This is a genomic window from Pedobacter terrae (assembly GCF_900100705.1).
Lineage (GTDB): Bacteria > Bacteroidota > Bacteroidia > Sphingobacteriales > Sphingobacteriaceae > Pedobacter > Pedobacter terrae.
Genome location: NZ_FNCH01000032.1, coordinates 1 through 18,010, shown reverse-complemented (window position 1 = coordinate 18,010; position 18,010 = coordinate 1). Strand labels below are relative to the sequence as shown.

At 38.9% G+C, this 18,010-nt stretch carries 15 protein-coding genes; 9 read left to right on the top strand and 6 right to left on the bottom strand.

The annotated features are described in order from the left end of the window. Window positions 1-125: 125 nt before the first annotated feature. Window positions 126-1,382 (top strand): hypothetical protein, encoded by a 1,257-nt coding sequence (locus BLR60_RS23455; protein WP_143009139.1) that lies wholly within the window; start codon window positions 126-128, stop codon window positions 1,380-1,382. A 75-nt stretch (window positions 1,383-1,457) separates the two neighbouring features. Here BLR60_RS23455 and BLR60_RS23450 read toward each other — a convergent pair whose 3' ends face one another. The 3 genes from BLR60_RS23450 to ispE all read right to left on the bottom strand — a co-directional run bounded on the left by BLR60_RS23450 (window position 1,458) and on the right by ispE (window position 4,006). After that, the gene (locus BLR60_RS23450; RefSeq protein WP_090504630.1) at window positions 1,458-2,624 is read right to left on the bottom strand and encodes a trans-sulfuration enzyme family protein; all 1,167 of its coding nucleotides are present in this window, start codon (window positions 2,622-2,624) and stop codon (window positions 1,458-1,460) included. A gap of 79 nt (window positions 2,625-2,703) precedes the next feature. After that, window positions 2,704-3,123, bottom strand: a complete 420-nt coding sequence (locus BLR60_RS23445) for an OsmC family protein (RefSeq protein WP_090504628.1) — start codon at window positions 3,121-3,123, stop codon at window positions 2,704-2,706. A 79-nt stretch (window positions 3,124-3,202) separates the two neighbouring features. Then, window positions 3,203-4,006 carry a 4-(cytidine 5'-diphospho)-2-C-methyl-D-erythritol kinase gene (ispE, locus tag BLR60_RS23440; RefSeq protein ID WP_090504625.1) on the bottom strand — a complete coding sequence of 268 codons (804 nt, stop codon included), beginning with the start codon at window positions 4,004-4,006 and terminating at the stop codon, window positions 3,203-3,205. 246 nt (window positions 4,007-4,252) lie between these two features. Between ispE and BLR60_RS23435 the strand changes: the two genes are divergently transcribed. The 6 genes from BLR60_RS23435 (at window position 4,253) to BLR60_RS23410 (ending at window position 12,274) form a co-directional block, all read left to right on the top strand. Beyond that, window positions 4,253-5,074 carry a thymidylate synthase gene (locus BLR60_RS23435; protein WP_090504622.1) on the top strand — a complete coding sequence of 274 codons (822 nt, stop codon included), beginning with the start codon at window positions 4,253-4,255 and terminating at the stop codon, window positions 5,072-5,074. A gap of 109 nt (window positions 5,075-5,183) precedes the next feature. Beyond that, window positions 5,184-5,543, top strand: coding sequence for a four helix bundle protein (locus BLR60_RS23430; protein ID WP_090504619.1), 360 nt, complete (start codon window positions 5,184-5,186; stop codon window positions 5,541-5,543). Between the two features lie 91 nt (window positions 5,544-5,634). Then, on the top strand, window positions 5,635-6,138 hold the full coding sequence (locus tag BLR60_RS23425) for a dihydrofolate reductase (protein WP_090504616.1): 504 nt from the start codon (window positions 5,635-5,637) through the stop codon (window positions 6,136-6,138). A gap of 505 nt (window positions 6,139-6,643) precedes the next feature. After that, on the top strand, window positions 6,644-9,625 hold the full coding sequence (gene secDF / locus BLR60_RS23420; RefSeq protein WP_090504614.1) for a protein translocase subunit SecDF: 2,982 nt from the start codon (window positions 6,644-6,646) through the stop codon (window positions 9,623-9,625). A 331-nt stretch (window positions 9,626-9,956) separates the two neighbouring features. After that, complete coding sequence (locus BLR60_RS23415) at window positions 9,957-11,288, top strand: NAD(P)/FAD-dependent oxidoreductase (protein ID WP_090504694.1); 1,332 nt, start codon at window positions 9,957-9,959, stop codon at window positions 11,286-11,288. A 125-nt stretch (window positions 11,289-11,413) separates the two neighbouring features. Beyond that, window positions 11,414-12,274, top strand: coding sequence for a hydroxymethylglutaryl-CoA lyase (locus tag BLR60_RS23410; protein ID WP_090504612.1), 861 nt, complete (start codon window positions 11,414-11,416; stop codon window positions 12,272-12,274). A gap of 198 nt (window positions 12,275-12,472) precedes the next feature. Here the strand turns inward: BLR60_RS23410 and BLR60_RS23405 are convergent, their stop codons facing one another. The 3 genes from BLR60_RS23405 to fbaA form a co-directional block, all read right to left on the bottom strand. Beyond that, on the bottom strand, window positions 12,473-12,895 hold the full coding sequence (locus tag BLR60_RS23405) for a GNAT family N-acetyltransferase (protein ID WP_090504609.1): 423 nt from the start codon (window positions 12,893-12,895) through the stop codon (window positions 12,473-12,475). Further along, window positions 12,870-13,376, bottom strand: coding sequence for a low affinity iron permease family protein (locus BLR60_RS23400; RefSeq protein ID WP_090504691.1), 507 nt, complete (start codon window positions 13,374-13,376; stop codon window positions 12,870-12,872). Before BLR60_RS23400 ends, BLR60_RS23405 begins: the two co-directional genes overlap by 26 nt. A 138-nt stretch (window positions 13,377-13,514) precedes the next feature. After that, window positions 13,515-14,594, bottom strand: coding sequence for a class II fructose-bisphosphate aldolase (fbaA, locus tag BLR60_RS23395; RefSeq protein ID WP_090504606.1), 1,080 nt, complete (start codon window positions 14,592-14,594; stop codon window positions 13,515-13,517). Window positions 14,595-14,903: 309 nt separating this feature from the next. Between fbaA and accD the strand changes: the two genes are divergently transcribed. Then, window positions 14,904-15,749, top strand: coding sequence for an acetyl-CoA carboxylase, carboxyltransferase subunit beta (gene accD / locus BLR60_RS23390; protein WP_090504603.1), 846 nt, complete (start codon window positions 14,904-14,906; stop codon window positions 15,747-15,749). Window positions 15,750-16,157: 408 nt separating this feature from the next. Beyond that, window positions 16,158-17,705 carry a M20/M25/M40 family metallo-hydrolase gene (locus BLR60_RS23385; RefSeq protein ID WP_090504600.1) on the top strand — a complete coding sequence of 516 codons (1,548 nt, stop codon included), beginning with the start codon at window positions 16,158-16,160 and terminating at the stop codon, window positions 17,703-17,705. Window positions 17,706-18,010 lie beyond the last annotated feature (305 nt).

Below are 18,010 nucleotides of genomic sequence, written 5' to 3'. Positions count from 1 at the left end.
AATCGAAAGGCATATAAATTCAAATCATTAAAGATAATCTATACTTAACATGGTTTCAGTTTTAAGTTTATCTGTACCCTTTAAACTTGCGCTAATTTAACCAGAACAATCAACCTTATAAACTCATGCAAAAAAACATGATCGGGATGCTATTAGTGTCCTGCCTATTTACATTCTCCTGCGAAAAGAACACCTTGACAGCAGATCAGACCAGTACAACAAATCACGACAAAAAAATGTTGATGGCCGGTACGGCCGCAGCTAGCACTTCTGCAAGCGTAAATACTTATTCTAATACATCGGCTTACATCAGCTCTGGTTTTACCTTTCTAAACCCTACGCAAATTGATAAAAACCGCCAGGCTATTGGTGGTAATGCCTATACTGAGGTATATGGCTTTAACGTTCCGGAAGAAAACCGGGTAAGGGGCATCAGGTGGAATGAAGATGATGAAACCACTTCTATCTGGCGCCCTCAGGGTATCGCAGGTTTCTCCAGGAATGGCGTCCGTTATTTGCTGGTGAGCTGGTATGCCAAAGATGCGGCTGAAAGCAAGGGATCGAGGATAAGCCTCATCGATATTAGTCCAAGCTCTAGTACTTACTTAACTTACAGACACATTTTACTGGTACAGCCTACCCTTCCAACCGGGACGTTAGATTATACACAATACGGTTCGTATGCACCATTAAATGTACATGCAGGTGGAATCGCTTATTTTAATGGAAAAATTTATTTAAGCAGCACGAGTTTAGGCTTAAGGGTATTCGATTTAGATAAAATTATCGAAGTAAGCTCTGGAACCGGCACCGAAAATAAATGTGGCAAAGATGCCAGTGGCAATCTTTATGCTTTTAATTACAGGTATATTCTTCCACAGATAGGTTACTATAAAATCAATGAGGCAAGTCCGTTCTCTACCGTACAGGTAAATTACGAAAATAACCAACTATGGACGGGCCAGTATTATGCTGGCAGTGCCGAAGCCTCAATTGTACCTAAAATATTTGGATTTCCAATTAACAGCTCTGGAGAATTGCAAAATTCGGGTATACAAACGGTGATCCCTAAAAACAGTCTGTTTGCTTCCGATCATGCACATGGCATACAGGGTGTTTTCAGAAAAGGCAACAGAACCTGGCTGTCCTGCACGGGATCCCCCAGCGAATCGTACGGATCTACCGCCCGTTTGGCCAGGTATACCGATGGCGACACCAATACGGTAAGATACAGGTGGCCATATGGCTCCGAATCCTTATATCTTGAGAACCAATACGGATACTTATGGAGTTTAACAGAATTCGAACCCAACGCAGGTGCCAAAAATGGAAGTCAGGTTAACCGCTGCATATTTGCTGTTGATTTCTCTAAATACGAATAACGATATAAACTCAAAACAAAAAAAGGGGGCTGTAAATACAGCTCCCTTTTTCATTATTTATTTTTTGAGATTAAACTAAGCCAAGGCCTGCTCAATATCGGCTAGAATATCGTTTATATGTTCTAAACCGATGGATAAACGGATCGACCCCTGTTCGATCCCTACTTCATTACGTTGCGCTTCGGTAAGTTTGCTATGGGTGCTGGTAGCCGGGTGTGTAGCTATAGAGCGAGTATCGGCCAGATTTGCGGAAATAGAGAACATTTGCAGACCATCCATAAATTTACGTGCCGCCTCTATACCACCCTCCACTACAATGGTTACAATACCCCCACCTTGTTTCATTTGCTTTTTAGCGATAGTATATTGAGGGTGCGATGGTAAAAACGGATATTTAACCAATTTAATTTTAGGGTGCTTTTCTAAATACTCGGCAACTTTTAAAGCATTTTCGCAATGGCGATCCATGCGGATGGCCAAAGTTTCTAAACTTTTAGATAATATCCAAGCGTTGAAAGGTGATAAAGCTGGCCCACTGTGACGGGCAAAACCAATCGCGTCAGCAATCAGTTCTTTGGTACCTAAAATAATCCCTCCCAATACGCGACCTTGTCCATCGATATATTTGGTAGCGGAATGAATAGAAATATGTGCGCCAAATTTAATGGGTTGTTGCAGATATGGTGTGGCAAAGCAATTATCTACAACCAACAAAATTTGGTGTTTTTTGGCCAGATTACCTAAAAATTCAAGGTCGATGATATCAATACCCGGATTGGATGGAGTTTCAACAAAAATCATTTTAGTATTAGGCTTAATCAGAGCTTCCCAATCCTGTGGTTTATCTAAATCAGCATAATCAAAAGTCACCCCCCAATTGGAAAAAACATTGGTTAGCAATTGGTGTGTAGAACCAAAAACAGAACGGCTCGACACCAGATGGTCGCCGTTTTTCAGAAACGCGCCAAAAGTGGTAAAAATTGCGGCCATACCAGTCGCCGTGGCAAAACCATCTTCTGCACCTTCTAACAGGCACATTTTTTCGATAAACTCTGAAGTATTTGGATTTGAATAACGGCTATAAACATTTCCCTCCTTTTCATTGGCAAACAATGCACGCATTTCTTCCGCATCATCAAACTTATAACTCGAAGTAAGGTAAATCGGCGATGAATGCTCTTTATGTAAACTGCGCTCGGTTTGTGTGCGTATAGCTATGGTTTCAAAATTTTCGGATTTCATTTTATGTTGAGATATGAGATGTGAGAAATGAGATTTGAGATGTTAGATAGAGATTTTCACCTTACACCTTAAACCTTTTCTATCCCTTATTTATGGTATAAGTAAAATTAATTGTGGCTGAACGGCCTAAAATGTTTGATACGGAACAATATTTATCGAAAGTCATGGCTAATGCACGCTCCACCTTTGGGATGCTTAAATCGCCGAATAAATCGAAGCGTATATCAATTACATCAAAAATCGGGGGCATTTCTTCCTCTTTACGCGTAGCATTAATGGCAATTTTGATGTCATTTAGTGGTTCTTTTTGTTTGGCTAATACATTTACCACGTCAATACCACTGCAGCCACCTAAACCGATCAACAGCATTTCCATCGGCCTGAAACCTTTGCCCTCGCCACCAATGGCAGCTTTTGCATCCAACTCTACTGTAAAACCGTTTTCGTTTTCTGCTTCAAAATTAAATTTACCGCTCTTGCGGACTAGATTAATATTCATTTTGTTAGTATCGAGTATTTAGTATCAAGAATCAAGACGCATTTGCTTTAGTCTTTCTGCTTTAACCTTTAAGCTCTATTTAAATATTATAATAAACTACGTTGTTTTCTTCCAGCTCTGGCAATTTAACCGGATGGTCAAAAATTGCAAAAACCGACGAACCGCTACCACTCATTAAAGCGAATGTTGCGCCTGCATCATATAAACTGGTTTTTATTTGATGAATTTGGGGATACTTTGCGAATACCGATGGTTCGAAATCGTTGATAACCTTATTTTTCCATGTTGTTGGACACAAATGTATAATTTCTTTTAACGATTGCAAAGGTTTTTGCGGTTTTACATGTGCGTAAGCATCGGCCGTACTTACATGTACAGGCGGTTTAACCAAAACTTTAAACCAGGCTGATAAATCTATTTCACACTTCTCAAATTCGTCGCCTTTATTAAATGCGTATACTGGTTTATTTTCGATAAAGAAAGCACAGTCGGCTCCTAACTGGCGGGCATAATCCTCCATTCTCTCAACAGACATCCCCAAACTAAATTTATCATTTAACAGTTTAATCAGAAAGGCACAATCTGCAGATCCACCACCCAAACCGGCGCCTACCGGGATATTTTTCAATAAACTAATTTGCTGGGCAGGAATATCATAATCCTTTTCCACTAACTGATAAGCTTTGAAACACAAATTATCATTAGGATCACCAGGGACATCAATGCCATGTATTTTACAGGAAGTTACTTCAGCATCAGTAATTTCAACCGCGTCCTTGATATTGATCGGATAAAAAACAGTTTCCAGATTATGGTAACCATCATCACGTTTTTCGGTGATGTTTAGGCCAAGGTTAATTTTCGCGTTGGGGAACGATAGCATTTTAGTCCTGAGTTGTGAGTCATAAGTTCTGAGTCCAACGTGCCGAAACCAGCAGCCGTCTCATTTGCAAACATACAAATTTTATGTAGTAGGTCCTGGCTTGAGGCCGGGACTACCCATATTAAAGTAACCCATGTTAGTAATTTATCAGTGTGTATAAAAATGATGCCCAACACCTGATAAATTTTAGATATTTGTAATTAATTATTTATTTGAAATTAAAAGCCCCACAAGGGGTTTAGGTGTATGAAACAATATTTAGATTTAATGCAGCATGTACTGGATCATGGCGCTCAAAAGCACGATCGTACCGGTACCGGAACCATAAGTGTTTTTGGCTATCAGATGCGTTTTAACCTTCAGGAAGGTTTTCCGATGGTAACGACGAAAAAACTGCACTTAAAATCTATTATTCACGAGCTGATCTGGTTTTTAACCGGCGATACCAACATTAAATACCTTAAAGAGAATGGTGTGCGTATATGGGATGAGTGGGCCGATGAAAACGGCAATCTTGGACCTGTTTATGGTTCACAATGGAGAAGCTGGCCAACACCAGAGGGGCAACATATTGATCAGATCACCAATATCATCAACACCATCAAAAACAATCCCGATTCCCGCAGGATTATTGTTTCTGCCTGGAATGTAGCAGAAATTGAAAATATGGCTTTGCCCCCTTGTCACGCTTTTTTTCAATTCTATGTGGCACCCCCTAACCCCCTCAAGGGGGAAACAAAGGGCACGCTTAGTTTACAATTATATCAGCGAAGTGCCGATATTTTCCTTGGGGTGCCTTTTAACATTGCATCTTATGCGCTGCTTACCATGATGGTGGCACAGGTTTGCGATTTACAAGCCGGAGATTTTATCCACACCCTTGGCGATGCACATTTATACAACAACCATATTGAACAGGCCAACCTGCAGTTAAGCCGGGCGCCTAAACCACTCCCGACTATGAAGATCAATCCTGAAGTGAAAAGCATTTTTGATTTTAAGTTTGAAGATTTTACACTGGAAAATTACGAAGCGCATCCGCATATTAAAGGTATTGTTGCGGTGTAATATTTGTTTATTGGTCATTAGCCAATTGTTCATTTGTTTGGGTGCAGAACTAAGCAGTTGATTTTATAGATCATCCCGAAATATAAAATTCACTTAAACTGTATGAAAAATGAATTACAAACTAGAGGACTTAGAAGTTTATAATCTATCAGAATTAATTTCTGATAAAATATGGGATATTGTTATGAGATGGGATTATTTTGCGAAAGATACCATCGGAAAGCAAATATGCAGGGCAGCTGATTCTATTAGTGCAAATATTGCAGAAGGGTATGGCCGATACCATTTTAAAGAGAACAAAAACTTTTGTTACTATAGCAGGGGCTCCGTTTTAGAAGTAAAATCTTTTCTAAGGAAATCAAAGAACAGAAATTTAATATCTGAAGACTGTTATTTAGAACTTTATGCTGAACTACAAATTATCCATTTAAAACTGAATGCTTATATTAAGTATATTGGCAAAATCTAATTAAATTTTAACTTATCGTTGATGCATGTCGAAACCAGGTATAATAAACTTTGCTTAATACCCCATGCAGGGACTAATAAACGAATGACCAATGACCAATAAACCAAAAAACCTTTCCATAGCCGTAGCAATAGGCGAAAATTACGCAATAGGCAAAAACAACCAGCTTTTATGGCACATGCCAGCCGATTTAAAGTTTTTTAAACAAACTACATCGGGCCATACCGTTATTATGGGGCGTAAAACCTTTGATTCTGTTGGCAAACCATTACCAAACCGTAGAAATATTGTGATTACAAGAGATTCACAACTAAAAATTGATGGTGTTGAAGTGGTAAATAGTCTGGAAGAAGCTTTAGCAATTACTAAAACAGAAGAAAAACAGGTATTTATTGTTGGCGGTGCTGAGATTTATAAACAAGCATTACCTAAAACGCAGACACTTTATTTAACTACCATTCACCATAGTTTTGACGCCGATACTTTTTTCCCTGAAATTGACCGCAATGAATGGAAAGTAATCAGCTGTGAATCACACAAAGCCGACGAAAAAAATAAGTACGATTATACTTTTGAGGTTTTAGAAAGGATTTAGCTCAATTTAACCGCAAAGAATGCTGAACTTCGCAAAGAATGCAAAGCATCTTATTTACAAGTTGTACTGTGGGAATAGAACCTCTACCCCTCCTATCTAAACCCGATGGAAGTGAGCATGAACCGTAGCGTAATAAAACGGACAGCGGGACTATCGGAGCCAAAGAAACACAGGTATTGCTTTTCAATAAAAGATCTATCATTTTGTCTTTTTCTAAGAACCCATATATGAAAGATGCTTCGTGCCTGGGCATGACAGCAGAAAAAGATTTAAAACATTAGTAGGCTAGAACAAAGCCCAAAAGCTACTATAATTGCTTTCCAATCTATTTCATTCAAAATTTAGTCCTCCGAAATGAATTCTGCGTGATGAATCTTGAAGGATTATTGCCCCACAAAAATTAATGTTAATAAATTATCAATTAAGGGGTTCTATAATTTAAAAATTTAATTAGATTTGCCGACTTGTTAAAAAACAGCGAAAGACAAATTATTTTAAACAAACAATGCAAGGAAAAGGTTTTATTAAGTTTATAGCGATAGTATTGGCTATCGTTTGTGCGTACGCACTTTCTTTTACTTTGGTAGCATCCAAGGTAGAAAAAGACGCAAAAAACGCTGCGAAGGGTGATTTAGCCAAAGAAAAGGCTTACTTAGATTCGATGAGTACCGTAAAAGTTTATCCGGTTGTTGGATTTACTTATCAAGAGGTAAAAGCGAAAGAGATTAATTTGGGTCTGGACTTAAAAGGCGGAATGAACGTAACGATGGAAATATCGTTAGCGGAGTTGGTAAAATCATTAGCGGGCAACCCTACTGATGCTAACTTCAACAAAGCCATTCAAAACGCACAGATTCAATTAAATGCCGGTGGTAAAGATTACATCAAAATTTTTGTTGATGAATTCGAAAAATTAAGCCCTGGAGTAAAACTTGCAGATTATTTTTCTAATCAAGATAACGCATCTCAGTTAAAACCTAATGCAAGCAATAATGAAGTTGAATCTTTCTTAGAGAAAGAAGCAACCAGTGCTATCGATCGTTCATTTACAGTTTTACGTTCACGTATTGATGGTTTCGGTGTAGTTAGTCCGAACATGCAAAAACAAGAAGGTAGTAACCGTATCTTAATCGAAATGCCAGGTGTACAGGATAAAGAGCGTATTGCTAAACTTTTACAGGGGTCTGCAGAATTACAGTTCTGGCAAGTATACCAGGTACAAGAAGTTGCTCCGTTATTAGAAAACATCAATAAAATTTTAGCAGCAACATTAAAAACTGATGCTCCTGCGGCAAAAGATACTACAGCTGCTCCTGCTGCAGGTGGTAAATTAGCGGGCCTAGAAAAAGCTGCTGCTAAAGATACTACAGCCAAAGGTGGCAAACTTGCTGGCTTGGGTAAAAAAGATTCGAGCGCAGTTAAAGCCGAATTGATTAAATCTAACCCACTTTATGCTGTTCTTAACCTTCCAATTTACCAAGGCGAAAACGGACAACAACAATTAATGCCTGGTGCAGTAGTTGGTATGTCGTTACAAAAAGATACCGCAAAGGTTAATGCTTATTTAAAACTTCCTGAAGTTGCTGCATCTATTCCATCTACGATGAAATTTATGTGGAGTGTTAAACCTAGAGAAGGTTCGAAAATTTTCGAATTATATGCCATTAAGGTGGTTAGTGCCGATGGCAAACCAGATTTAGGTGGTGAAGCCATCAGCGATTCGCGTGCTGATTTCGATCAAAAAGGTAAACCGGAAGTAACCATGTACATGACCAGTGAAGGTTCTGCCAAATGGAAAAAAATTACTGCTGAAGCTGCTGCTGATCCAAATAACAAAAAATCTATTGCCATTGTATTAGATAATCAGGTTTATTCTGCTCCTACCGTTCAGAACGAAATTGCTGGTGGTGTTTCTTCAATCACCGGTAACTTTACCCAAGCGGATACTAAAGATTTATCAAACATCTTAAAAGCTGGTAAATTGCCTGCTCCTGCACGTATTGCCGGTAGTTATGTAGTTGGTCCAACTTTAGGTGCACAAGCTATTCACGATGGTTTAATCTCATTCGTGATTGCCTTTATCGTTATCTTAATCTTCATGGCGTTGTATTATCACCGCGCAGGTTGGGTGGCTAACTTTGCCTTGTTAATCAACTTATTCTTCATCATTGGTATCCTGGTATCACTTGGTGCGGTATTAACCTTACCTGGTATTGCGGGTATCGTATTAACCATTGGTTTATCGGTAGATGCAAACATCCTTATTTTTGAGCGTGTACGTGAAGAACTTGCGCATGGTAAGAACACGGCCACGGCAATTAAAGAAGGTTTTAAACATGCAATGCCGTCGATTATTGACTCAAACGTTACTTTATTCATTTTAGGAGCGATCCTTTACGTTTTTGGTAGCGGTCCGGTTCAAGGTTTCGCCACTACTTTATGTATCGGTATCCTTTCATCATTATTTGCAGCTGTAGCCATTTCGAGAGTAGTTTTCGAATCGTTATTAAACCGCAAAATCGAAGTAAGTTTCGATAATAGCTTAACCCGTAATGCATTTAAAAACTTAGCCTTCAATTTTGTTGGCCGTCGTAAAATCTATTATATTATCTCTACCATCATCATTATTGCGGGTATTGGTATGTACTTCAAAAATGGCGGTTTAAATTTAGGTGTAGACTTTAAAGGGGGTAGAACTTATTTGGTTCACTTTGATAAAGCAGTTAATACTGAAGATTTAAAAACCAAGTTAAACCCTGTTTTCGGTAACGAAACGCCTGAGGTTAAAACTGCAGGTGAAGATAGCCAGGTAAAAATTACCACTACTTTCCACATCGAAGATCAGGACATTAAAACGGATAAAGTTGTAGAAGATGCTTTAAATAAAGGTTTAGCAGGTGCTAAATATGAAATTGTAAGTTCGCAAAAAGTAACCCCTATCATTGCAAGTGATATTGTAAACGGAGCTTTCTACGCCGTATTGATCTCCTGTTTATTCATGTTTATCTACATCGTAGTACGATTCAAAAAATGGCAGTATGGTTTAGGTGCAGTAATCGCGTTATTCCACGACGTTTTAATGGTATTATCTTTCTATACTATTTTAGACGGTGTGATGCCATTCTCATTAGAAATTGGTCAGGATTTTATCGCTGCAATTTTAACGGTAATGGGTTACACCATGACAGAGACTGTTGTTGTATTCGACCGTATCCGTGAGAAATTAAAGGAATCTGGTAAAGAAGATTTACATGGCGAGGCGCGTAACAACTTAATCAACTTCGCGTTGAACAGCACCTTAAGCCGTACCATTTTAACTTCATTAACCGTATTCTTCGTGTTATTGGTTATCTTTATTTTTGGTGGTGATAGCATCCGCGGATTTATCTTTGCCTTGTTAATCGGTCGTATCATCGGTACGTACTCATCATTATGTATCTCTACGCCTATCGTAATCGATTTGGGTAGTTCTGCAGAAAAGAAATAAAAGATTAAAATCTTAAAATATATTAGCGCTTCGATTTATCGGGGCGCTTTTTTTGTGCCGACTTTTTTACCACGACGGCACAAAGTTTCTTTGTTTTTGGAAAAGCAAAGGCGGTGGTTCTTCGCTTCCGATAGTCCTGCTCCGTTTTATTTCGCTATGCTCACTGCCATCGGGTTTATAACCTGATCATTGCTAAAACCTACAATTTCCCCCTTCGTCATGGCAACGTTATATCTCTGGAAAAAGAATAATTGACGTCGCCAAAAACCGCGTTTTCTAAACCTTTTGGCTATCTTTTTGTTAAGTTAACATTAGATAAATGGAGATAAAAATGGATTTACAACTTCCTAAAAGCGAATACCCAAGAGTAGTTATAGTTGGCGGTGGATTTGGCGGCATTGAGTTAGCTAAACGTTTAAAGAACAAACCTTTTCAGGTAGTGATGCTTGATAAGCATAATTATCATACTTTCCAACCCTTGCTTTATCAGGTAGCTACAGGAGGTTTAGAAGCCGATTCGATTGCGTTCCCGTTAAGAAAGATTTTTAAGGGTCAAAAAAACCTGATCTTTCGGGTAACCAAAGTTACAGAAGTTAATGCTGCAGAAAATTGTTTACAAACTGATATCGGCAGAATTAAATATGATTATCTGGTGATCGCTACAGGTTCTACCAGCAATTTTTTTGGTAATAAAGAAATCGAGGCCAATTCCATGCCAATGAAATCTATCCCGGAAGCCCTGGATTTAAGAAGTTTGATTTTACAGAATTTCGAAAAATCGCTGATCGAAAAAGATCCGGATAAAAAAAATGCACTGTTAAACTTTGTGGTAGTTGGCGGCGGACCAACGGGCGTTGAAACCTCTGGTGCCATTGCTGAACTTAAAAGACACGTTATTCCGAACGATTATCCAGAAATGGATTTAAGCAAAGTTAACATTTACCTGATCGAAAATTCACCGGAATTGTTAGGTGTAATGTCGCCACAGGCACAGAAAAAAGCCAAAGATTTCCTTACCGATATGGGTGTGCAGATTATGAACGAAACCCGGGTATTGGGTTACGACGGACTTAAACTCAGCCTGCAGGATAAAACGCCAATTTTAAGCTCTACCGTAATTTGGAGTGCAGGTGTAAAAGGGGAAGTATTAGCCGGTTTAGACAAAGCAGAAGTTGTTCGTGGAGGCCGGTTGAAAACTGATACGCAGAATTTAGTAGTAGGTTATCAAAATGTATATGCCATTGGCGATGTAGCCGCTATTATTGACGAAGAAACACCTAACGGTCACCCGGGAGTTGCACCCGCAGCCATCCAGCAGGGACATCACCTGGCCAAAAACCTGATCAACATTAAAGAAAATAAACCTTTGGAGAAGTTTAAATATTTCGATAAAGGCTCTATGGCTACAGTTGGTAGAAACAAAGCTGTTGTAGATATTGGCAAAATCCGTTTCCAGGGTGTATTTGCCTGGTTTACCTGGATGTTTGTTCACTTAATGACTTTAGTAGGCTTCAGAAACAAGATCATTGTTTTCGTCAATTGGGTTTGGAGTTATTTTAGTTATGATCGTGGAACCCGTTTAATTATCAGAACCTTTGCAAAAGACCGAAGTGTGGATTACCGGGAAGAAGTGCCCGCTGTAAAAGAGGTTAATGTGTCTTAGGGTTTAGGGTTTAGGGTTTAGGGTTTAGGGTTTAGGGTTTAGGTAACTTTAGTGTTAAAAATTTGTTTTCAGTTTCTTCTTTTCTTTGCGAAAAACTTTGCGCACTTTGCGGTTAAACCAAAAATATGAGCCAAACCAATTTCAAATTAGTTGAATGTCCGCGCGATGCCATGCAGGGATTGCACGATTTTATTCCGACTAAACTTAAAGTTGAATATTTAAACCTATTGCTACAGGTTGGTTTTGATACGCTTGATTTTGGAAGTTTTGTGTCGCCAAAAGCCATTCCGCAAATGGCAGATACAGCTGAAGTTTTAGCACAGCTTGATTTAAGCAGTTCTAGCACAAAACTCTTGGCCATTGTAGCTAATTTAAGGGGCGTAGAAGATGCTGTAAAGCATGAGGCGGTTGATTACCTTGGTTTCCCATTTTCGATCTCTGAAACCTTCCAACAGCGTAATACCAATTCGAGCATAACACAATCTCTGAATACGGTAGAAGAAATGGTTTCACTTTGTGCAAAAAATAGCAAAAAGGCTGTTATTTACCTGTCTATGGGTTTTGGAAATCCTTACGGCGACGAATGGAATTATGAAATTGTGGAAAAATGGGCTGATGTACTGGTGAGTAAAGGAGTGGAAATTTTATCGCTGGCCGATACAGTAGGCGTTTCCACACCAGAAAAAATAGGAACCATATTGCCTAAGTTAATTTCAAGGTTCAACAGAACAGAAATTGGCATTCATTTACACTCCACCCCTGCCGAAAGAATCGAAAAGATATCGGCTGCTTATCTTGCTGGTGTAAAACGCATAGATTCCGCATTGAAGGGCTTTGGTGGCTGCCCGATGGCTGCCGATGACCTCACCGGAAACATCGCTACAGAAGATTTAATTAGCTTTTTGAATACAAAAGGCGAAAATCTGGAGCTCAATATGGATAAATGGAATGAGGCGATTGCTTTATCCGGAAAGATATTTGGGTAGGTTTCTTATAGAGCAATCCCATTAAAAAAGTCGTCATTGCGAGCGAAGTGAAACGCAATCGAGAACCACGTAAGTGCTCAGCGAAGCTAAATCTATATTCAAAGATTTCTCTCCCAAACGTTCTGGACTGCGCTTCAGTGGAAATGACGATTTATGAAAAATACTCCGTGCTTTCCGCGTTTCCGTGGCTAACGGTCCTTAAACTTGCTTTACCATTTTAAAATGTTGTATGCCAGCCTCCTCAAATTGATCCCCTTCAGCTACAAAACCAAACTTGGCGTACAAACTCATGGCATCTAACTGTGAGTTTAAGTAAATATAATGTGCATCTTCCGGCAGATCAGATAAGGCTTCAGCAATTAGCGCACGGCCAACCCCCTGCCCTCTAAACTCTTTTAAAACAGCAAAACGCTCTAGTTTATAACCTTTATCCGTTTTACGCCACCTACAGGCACCACAAGGCTGCCCGTTATTGGTAGCCAGAAAATGTGTTGATTCTTCTTCATGCTCCCATTCCAGTTCTGGTGGACAATTCTGTTCATCTACAAAAACAATTTTACGGATCGCAAATACTTTATCTAAATCTTCGGGATGATTAACTTTTTGAACGTGCAGACTCATTATCGTGGTGTTTAAAGTGTTTATTCGATTTTACTTTTGTTTCATTCAATGCTTCAGCAACATCTATTGAATGTGAGCAATGAATATCGGCCTCTTTTTTGGCAAGTGCGGCAATCGTAACGTAAAATTTATGCAATTGATCCAGTTCTTTTTCACTGAGGTCTTCAATATCTACCATCCTGTTACTTGCACCCTGTTGTGCAGCAATTAATTCGTTTAATTTTAACTGGATCGCCTTTCCATCTTTATTCTGTGCTTTCTGAATCAGAAACACCATTAAGAAGGTTATAATGGTAGTCCCGGTATTAATTACAAGTTGCCAGGTTTCAGAATATTTGAATACCGGGCCGCTCAACGCCCATATCACTACAATAGCAGTTGCACTAATAAATGCTGCAGAACTACCTGTAAACTTGGTTGCTGCGTTTGCAAATTTCTCAAAAAAATTATTTTTTTTGGTATCGCTTTTAGATTTTGCCATCACAATTTGTTTGCTTAAATATACCATAAAACAAACAAAAGCGCCATAAGTTTTTAAACCTAGGGCGCTTTGCTTTGATGCTGGAAAGTTGTAAGGTTAAAAATGTTGCAAGGTTAAAACTTTCAACATTTCAATCTCTTATAATTTATCGTTAACGTTGATACAGTTTAAGTCTTCGAAAGCAGTAGTTAAACGCTTAACGAAAGTTTCTTCACCTTTACGTAACCATACACGTGGGTCGTAGTATTTTTTGTTTGGTTTATCATCGCCATCAGGATTACCGATCTGACCTTGAAGATAACCTTCATTCTTTTTGTAATATTCTAAAATACCTTCCCAAAACGCCCATTGCATATCTGTGTCGATATTCATTTTAATTGCACCATAAGAAATGGCTTCCCTGATTTCTTCCTGAGATGAACCAGAACCACCGTGGAATACAAAATTGATTGGTTTCTCGGCAGTTAAATTGAATTTTTCTTTGATAAAATCCTGAGAATTTTTCAAAATTACCGGTTGCAATTTTACGTTACCTGGTTTATAAACACCGTGTACGTTACCAAAAGCAGCAGCAACTGTAAAACGAGGAGAAACTTTACTTAATTCTTCGTAAGCATAAGCCACTTCACTAGGCTGTGTATATAATTTAGAACTGTCTACATCGCTATTATCAACACCATCTTCCTCACCGCCTGTTACGCCAAGCTCGATTTCGATAGTCATGTTCATTTTAGCCATACGCGCTAAGTATTTAGCAGAAATTTCCATGTTTTCTTCGATAGATTCTTCCGATAAATCTAACATATGAGATGAAAACAAAGGTTTGCCGGTTTCAGCGAAGAATTTTTCGCCGTGATCCAATAATCCATCAATCCATGGCAATAATTTTTTAGCGGCGTGGTCGGTATGTAAAACCACAGCAACACCATAATGTTCTGCCAATAGATGTACATGTTTAGCTGCAGATACAGCACCTAAAATACATGCCTGTAATTTCTCGTTATCTAATGATTTACCAGCATAAAACTGGGCACCACCATTTGATAATTGAATCATAACAGGCGAATTTACTGCCTTTGCAGTTTCCAATACCGCATTTACCGTATTGGTACCGGTAACGTTTACTGCTGGTAAAGCAAACTGATGTTTTTTAGCCTGCTCAAATAATTCTTGAACGGCATCTCCGTAAATTACGCCTTTGTAGCCTTTTAAACTCATTTCTTGTTAATTTTATTAAGTCCGAAGTTATAAAAAAAATTAACATTACAAGCTTTTGTAACAACAGAATTATTTGCCTAATAGCAAGATAAAGCCTGTTTAGTGTAAAAAACACATTATCCTTAGTGTAAAAAAGACACACTTCAGTTTTCAATTCGAAGTTCACAATGGGCAAATACAGGTTTTAAATGACTTCAGCTATTAGCGATTAAGCATCAACCAATTAACCACCGACTATTTTTACGTCTAATAAGGTTCGACTTTATTTTATTTTTCGTTTCTTTGCAATCCAATTCTTCAAAAAATTATATGGCTTGGTTTAAAAGAGAGAATAAAGGTATCATTACCACAACAGAAGAGAAAAAAGAAGCACCAGATGGTTTGTGGAATAAATGTCCGAATTGTAAGAAACCGCTACATCAGGCAGAACTTCAGGAAAACAAATACGTTTGTCATTACTGTAATTACCACCTGAGAGTGGGCTCAAAAGAATATTTCGAGGTTTTATTTGATCATAACGAATTTAAAGAGCTGTTCCCTAACTTAACATCAGGCGACCCGTTAAACTTTAATGATAACAAACCCTACACCGATAGGATTAAGGAAAGTCAGGCTAAAACAGGCTTAAAAGACGCCATCCGGGCAGGTGTTGGTAAGATAGAAGGACAGGACATCGTAATTGCCTGTATGGACTTCGCTTTCATCGGCGGTTCTATGGGTTCGGTTGTTGGTGAAAAGATTGCAAGATCGATCGATTATAGTATCAAACATAAAGTTCCGTTCCTAATGATCTCTAAATCAGGCGGTGCGCGGATGATGGAAGCCGCATTTTCTTTAATGCAAATGGCTAAAACCTCAGCTAAATTGGCTTTATTAAGTCAGGCTAAAGTTCCGTATATCTCTTTATTAACCGATCCAACTACAGGCGGTGTAACGGCCTCTTATGCCATGCTCGGCGATATCAACATTGCCGAACCAGGCGCTTTGATCGGTTTTGCCGGTCCGAGGGTAATTAAAGAAACCATTAAAAAAGATTTACCTAAAGGGTTCCAAACCTCAGAATTCGTTCTGGAACATGGTTTCCTCGATTTTATTGTAGATAGAAGAGCCATGAAAGCTAAATTAGGCGCTTTTATTAAAATGATGAACAACTAGTTGGTTTAGTTCATTAGCAATTGGTTCGTTAGTTTAATCGACCCATAAACAAATGACTAATGAACAACTGAACTATAATGAGAAAAGCAGGGCTTGAATGACTTCGGTTAATTCAGCCCTGCTTTTTGTTTCAACTCCTCGCTATACCGTTCTTCTTGCAGCATCCGACAGCTATCAGATCAGGTTTATTTAACATGGCCAGTAATGCTTTTGGTTTTTTTCCCGCGAGTATAATTTTACTACAAAGACGCGAGAGAAAGGCTATTTTTAATTGAGGTGAACAAAGGTGCCTTCAGTGTCAGCAAGTACTTGGATGATAATACCCGCTCCTGCAACATTTCTATTAACATCCCTAACCCTACCCCATATTTCATAAATTAGCCATTGAATCATTACCCCTAACTCATTATGAATAAAAAGCTACTATTTTCTGCACTATTTCTTTGTGCTTCAGCCAGTCTTTTTGCACAAGACCAAAAAGTAATCGACAATATCATTAAAGAAGTAAATGAAAACTCTCAATTAGAGAAACTTGCGCACGAATTGCTTGATGTTGTTGGCCCCCGGCTAGTTGGTTCGCCACAAATGAAACAGGCTAACGATTGGGCGGTAAAAAAATACAGCGATTGGGGCATTTCAGCCAAAAACGAAAAGTGGGGCGAATGGGCCGGTTGGGAACGCGGTGTTACACACATTGATTTAGTAAGTCCGCGGCTAAGAACCTTAGAAGGCACGCAATTGGCCTGGAGTCCATCAACAAATGGAAAAAACATTAATGCTGAAGCCATTATCCTTCCGGAAATTACAGATTCGGTGTCGTTTCAGAAATGGTTACCCAATGTTAAGGGTAAAATTGTTTTAATTTCCATGAACCAACTTTCTGGCCGACCAGAAAAAGACTGGGAAGAATTCGCCACAAAAGAGCTTTTCGAAAAATTTAAAAAAGAAAAAACTGATGCCACTAAAGCATGGGCAGCAAGCCTGGCTAAAACAGGTTATACCGCTAAAACACTTCCTGTAGCTTTAGAAAATGCAGGTGCTGTGGCTGTAGTAATCAATAATTGGTCGCAGGGCTTTGGTGTAGATAAGATTTTTGGCGCCAACACCACCAAAGTGCCCACTTTAGATTTATCTGTAGAAGATTACGGTCTGGTTTACCGTTTGGCCTTAAACGGCAACAAACCGATGCTCAAAATCGAATCAGAATCAAAAAAGCTAGGGGTTGTACCAACTTTTAATACAATTGCAGAGTTAAAGGGCAAGCAAAAACCAAAGGAATATGTGATGCTCTCAGCACATTTTGATTCGTGGGATGGGGCAAGTGGCGCAACAGACAACGGCTCGGGTACCATTTTAATGATGGAAGCCATGCGCATTTTAAAGAAATTTTACCCTAACCCGAAACGTAGCATTTTAGTGGGACATTGGGGCAGTGAAGAGCAAGGCTTAAACGGTTCGAGGGCATTTGTAGAAGATCATCCAGAGATTGTGAACAACTTGCAGGCTTTGTTTAACCAGGATAATGGTACAGGCCGTGTGGTAAACATTGGCGGACAAGGTTTCGCCAAATCGAAAGATTATATCACCCGGTGGCTAGCTGCAGTGCCGGATACGATTAAAAACCAGATCAAAACCAGTTTCCCGGGTACACCTGGCGCAGGGGGATCAGATTTTGCATCGTTTGTAGCTGCCGGGGCATTGGGGTATTCGTTAAGCTCTACCAGTTGGGATTACGGAACATATACCTGGCACACCAACCGAGACAGTTATGATAAATTGGTTTTCGACGAAATCAGAAGCAATGTAATCCTGGCTGCCATTATGGTTTATATGGCTTGTGAAGATCCGGAGAAAACTTCAAACGAAAAAGCAACCAGCTTACCTGTAAATGAAAGAACCGGAAAACCAGCTACCTGGCCGATACAAACAAAATCGAATAGAAAAGGTGGGTTGTAGATAAAGAATTGAAATATAACATAAAGGAGCATTTGGAAACAGATGCTCTTTTTTTTACTCACATCATAATTTCGAGCGGAGTGTAACTGAGTGGAGAACCAAATAGTGCTCAGCAAAGATCAATCTATTGCTTTAGATCTTTCTATCCCACTGCGTTTCAGTCGTATTCTAGGTTTACCACAATTGCAAATTTATTTTAAGAAAAACTCTTTTTTTGGAGTTTTTCTTATTTTTTATGATGCTCTCCTATAATTCTCGACATACATTTCTCCTCTCTTGACAAGTGAGAACATTCTTAAAATCAG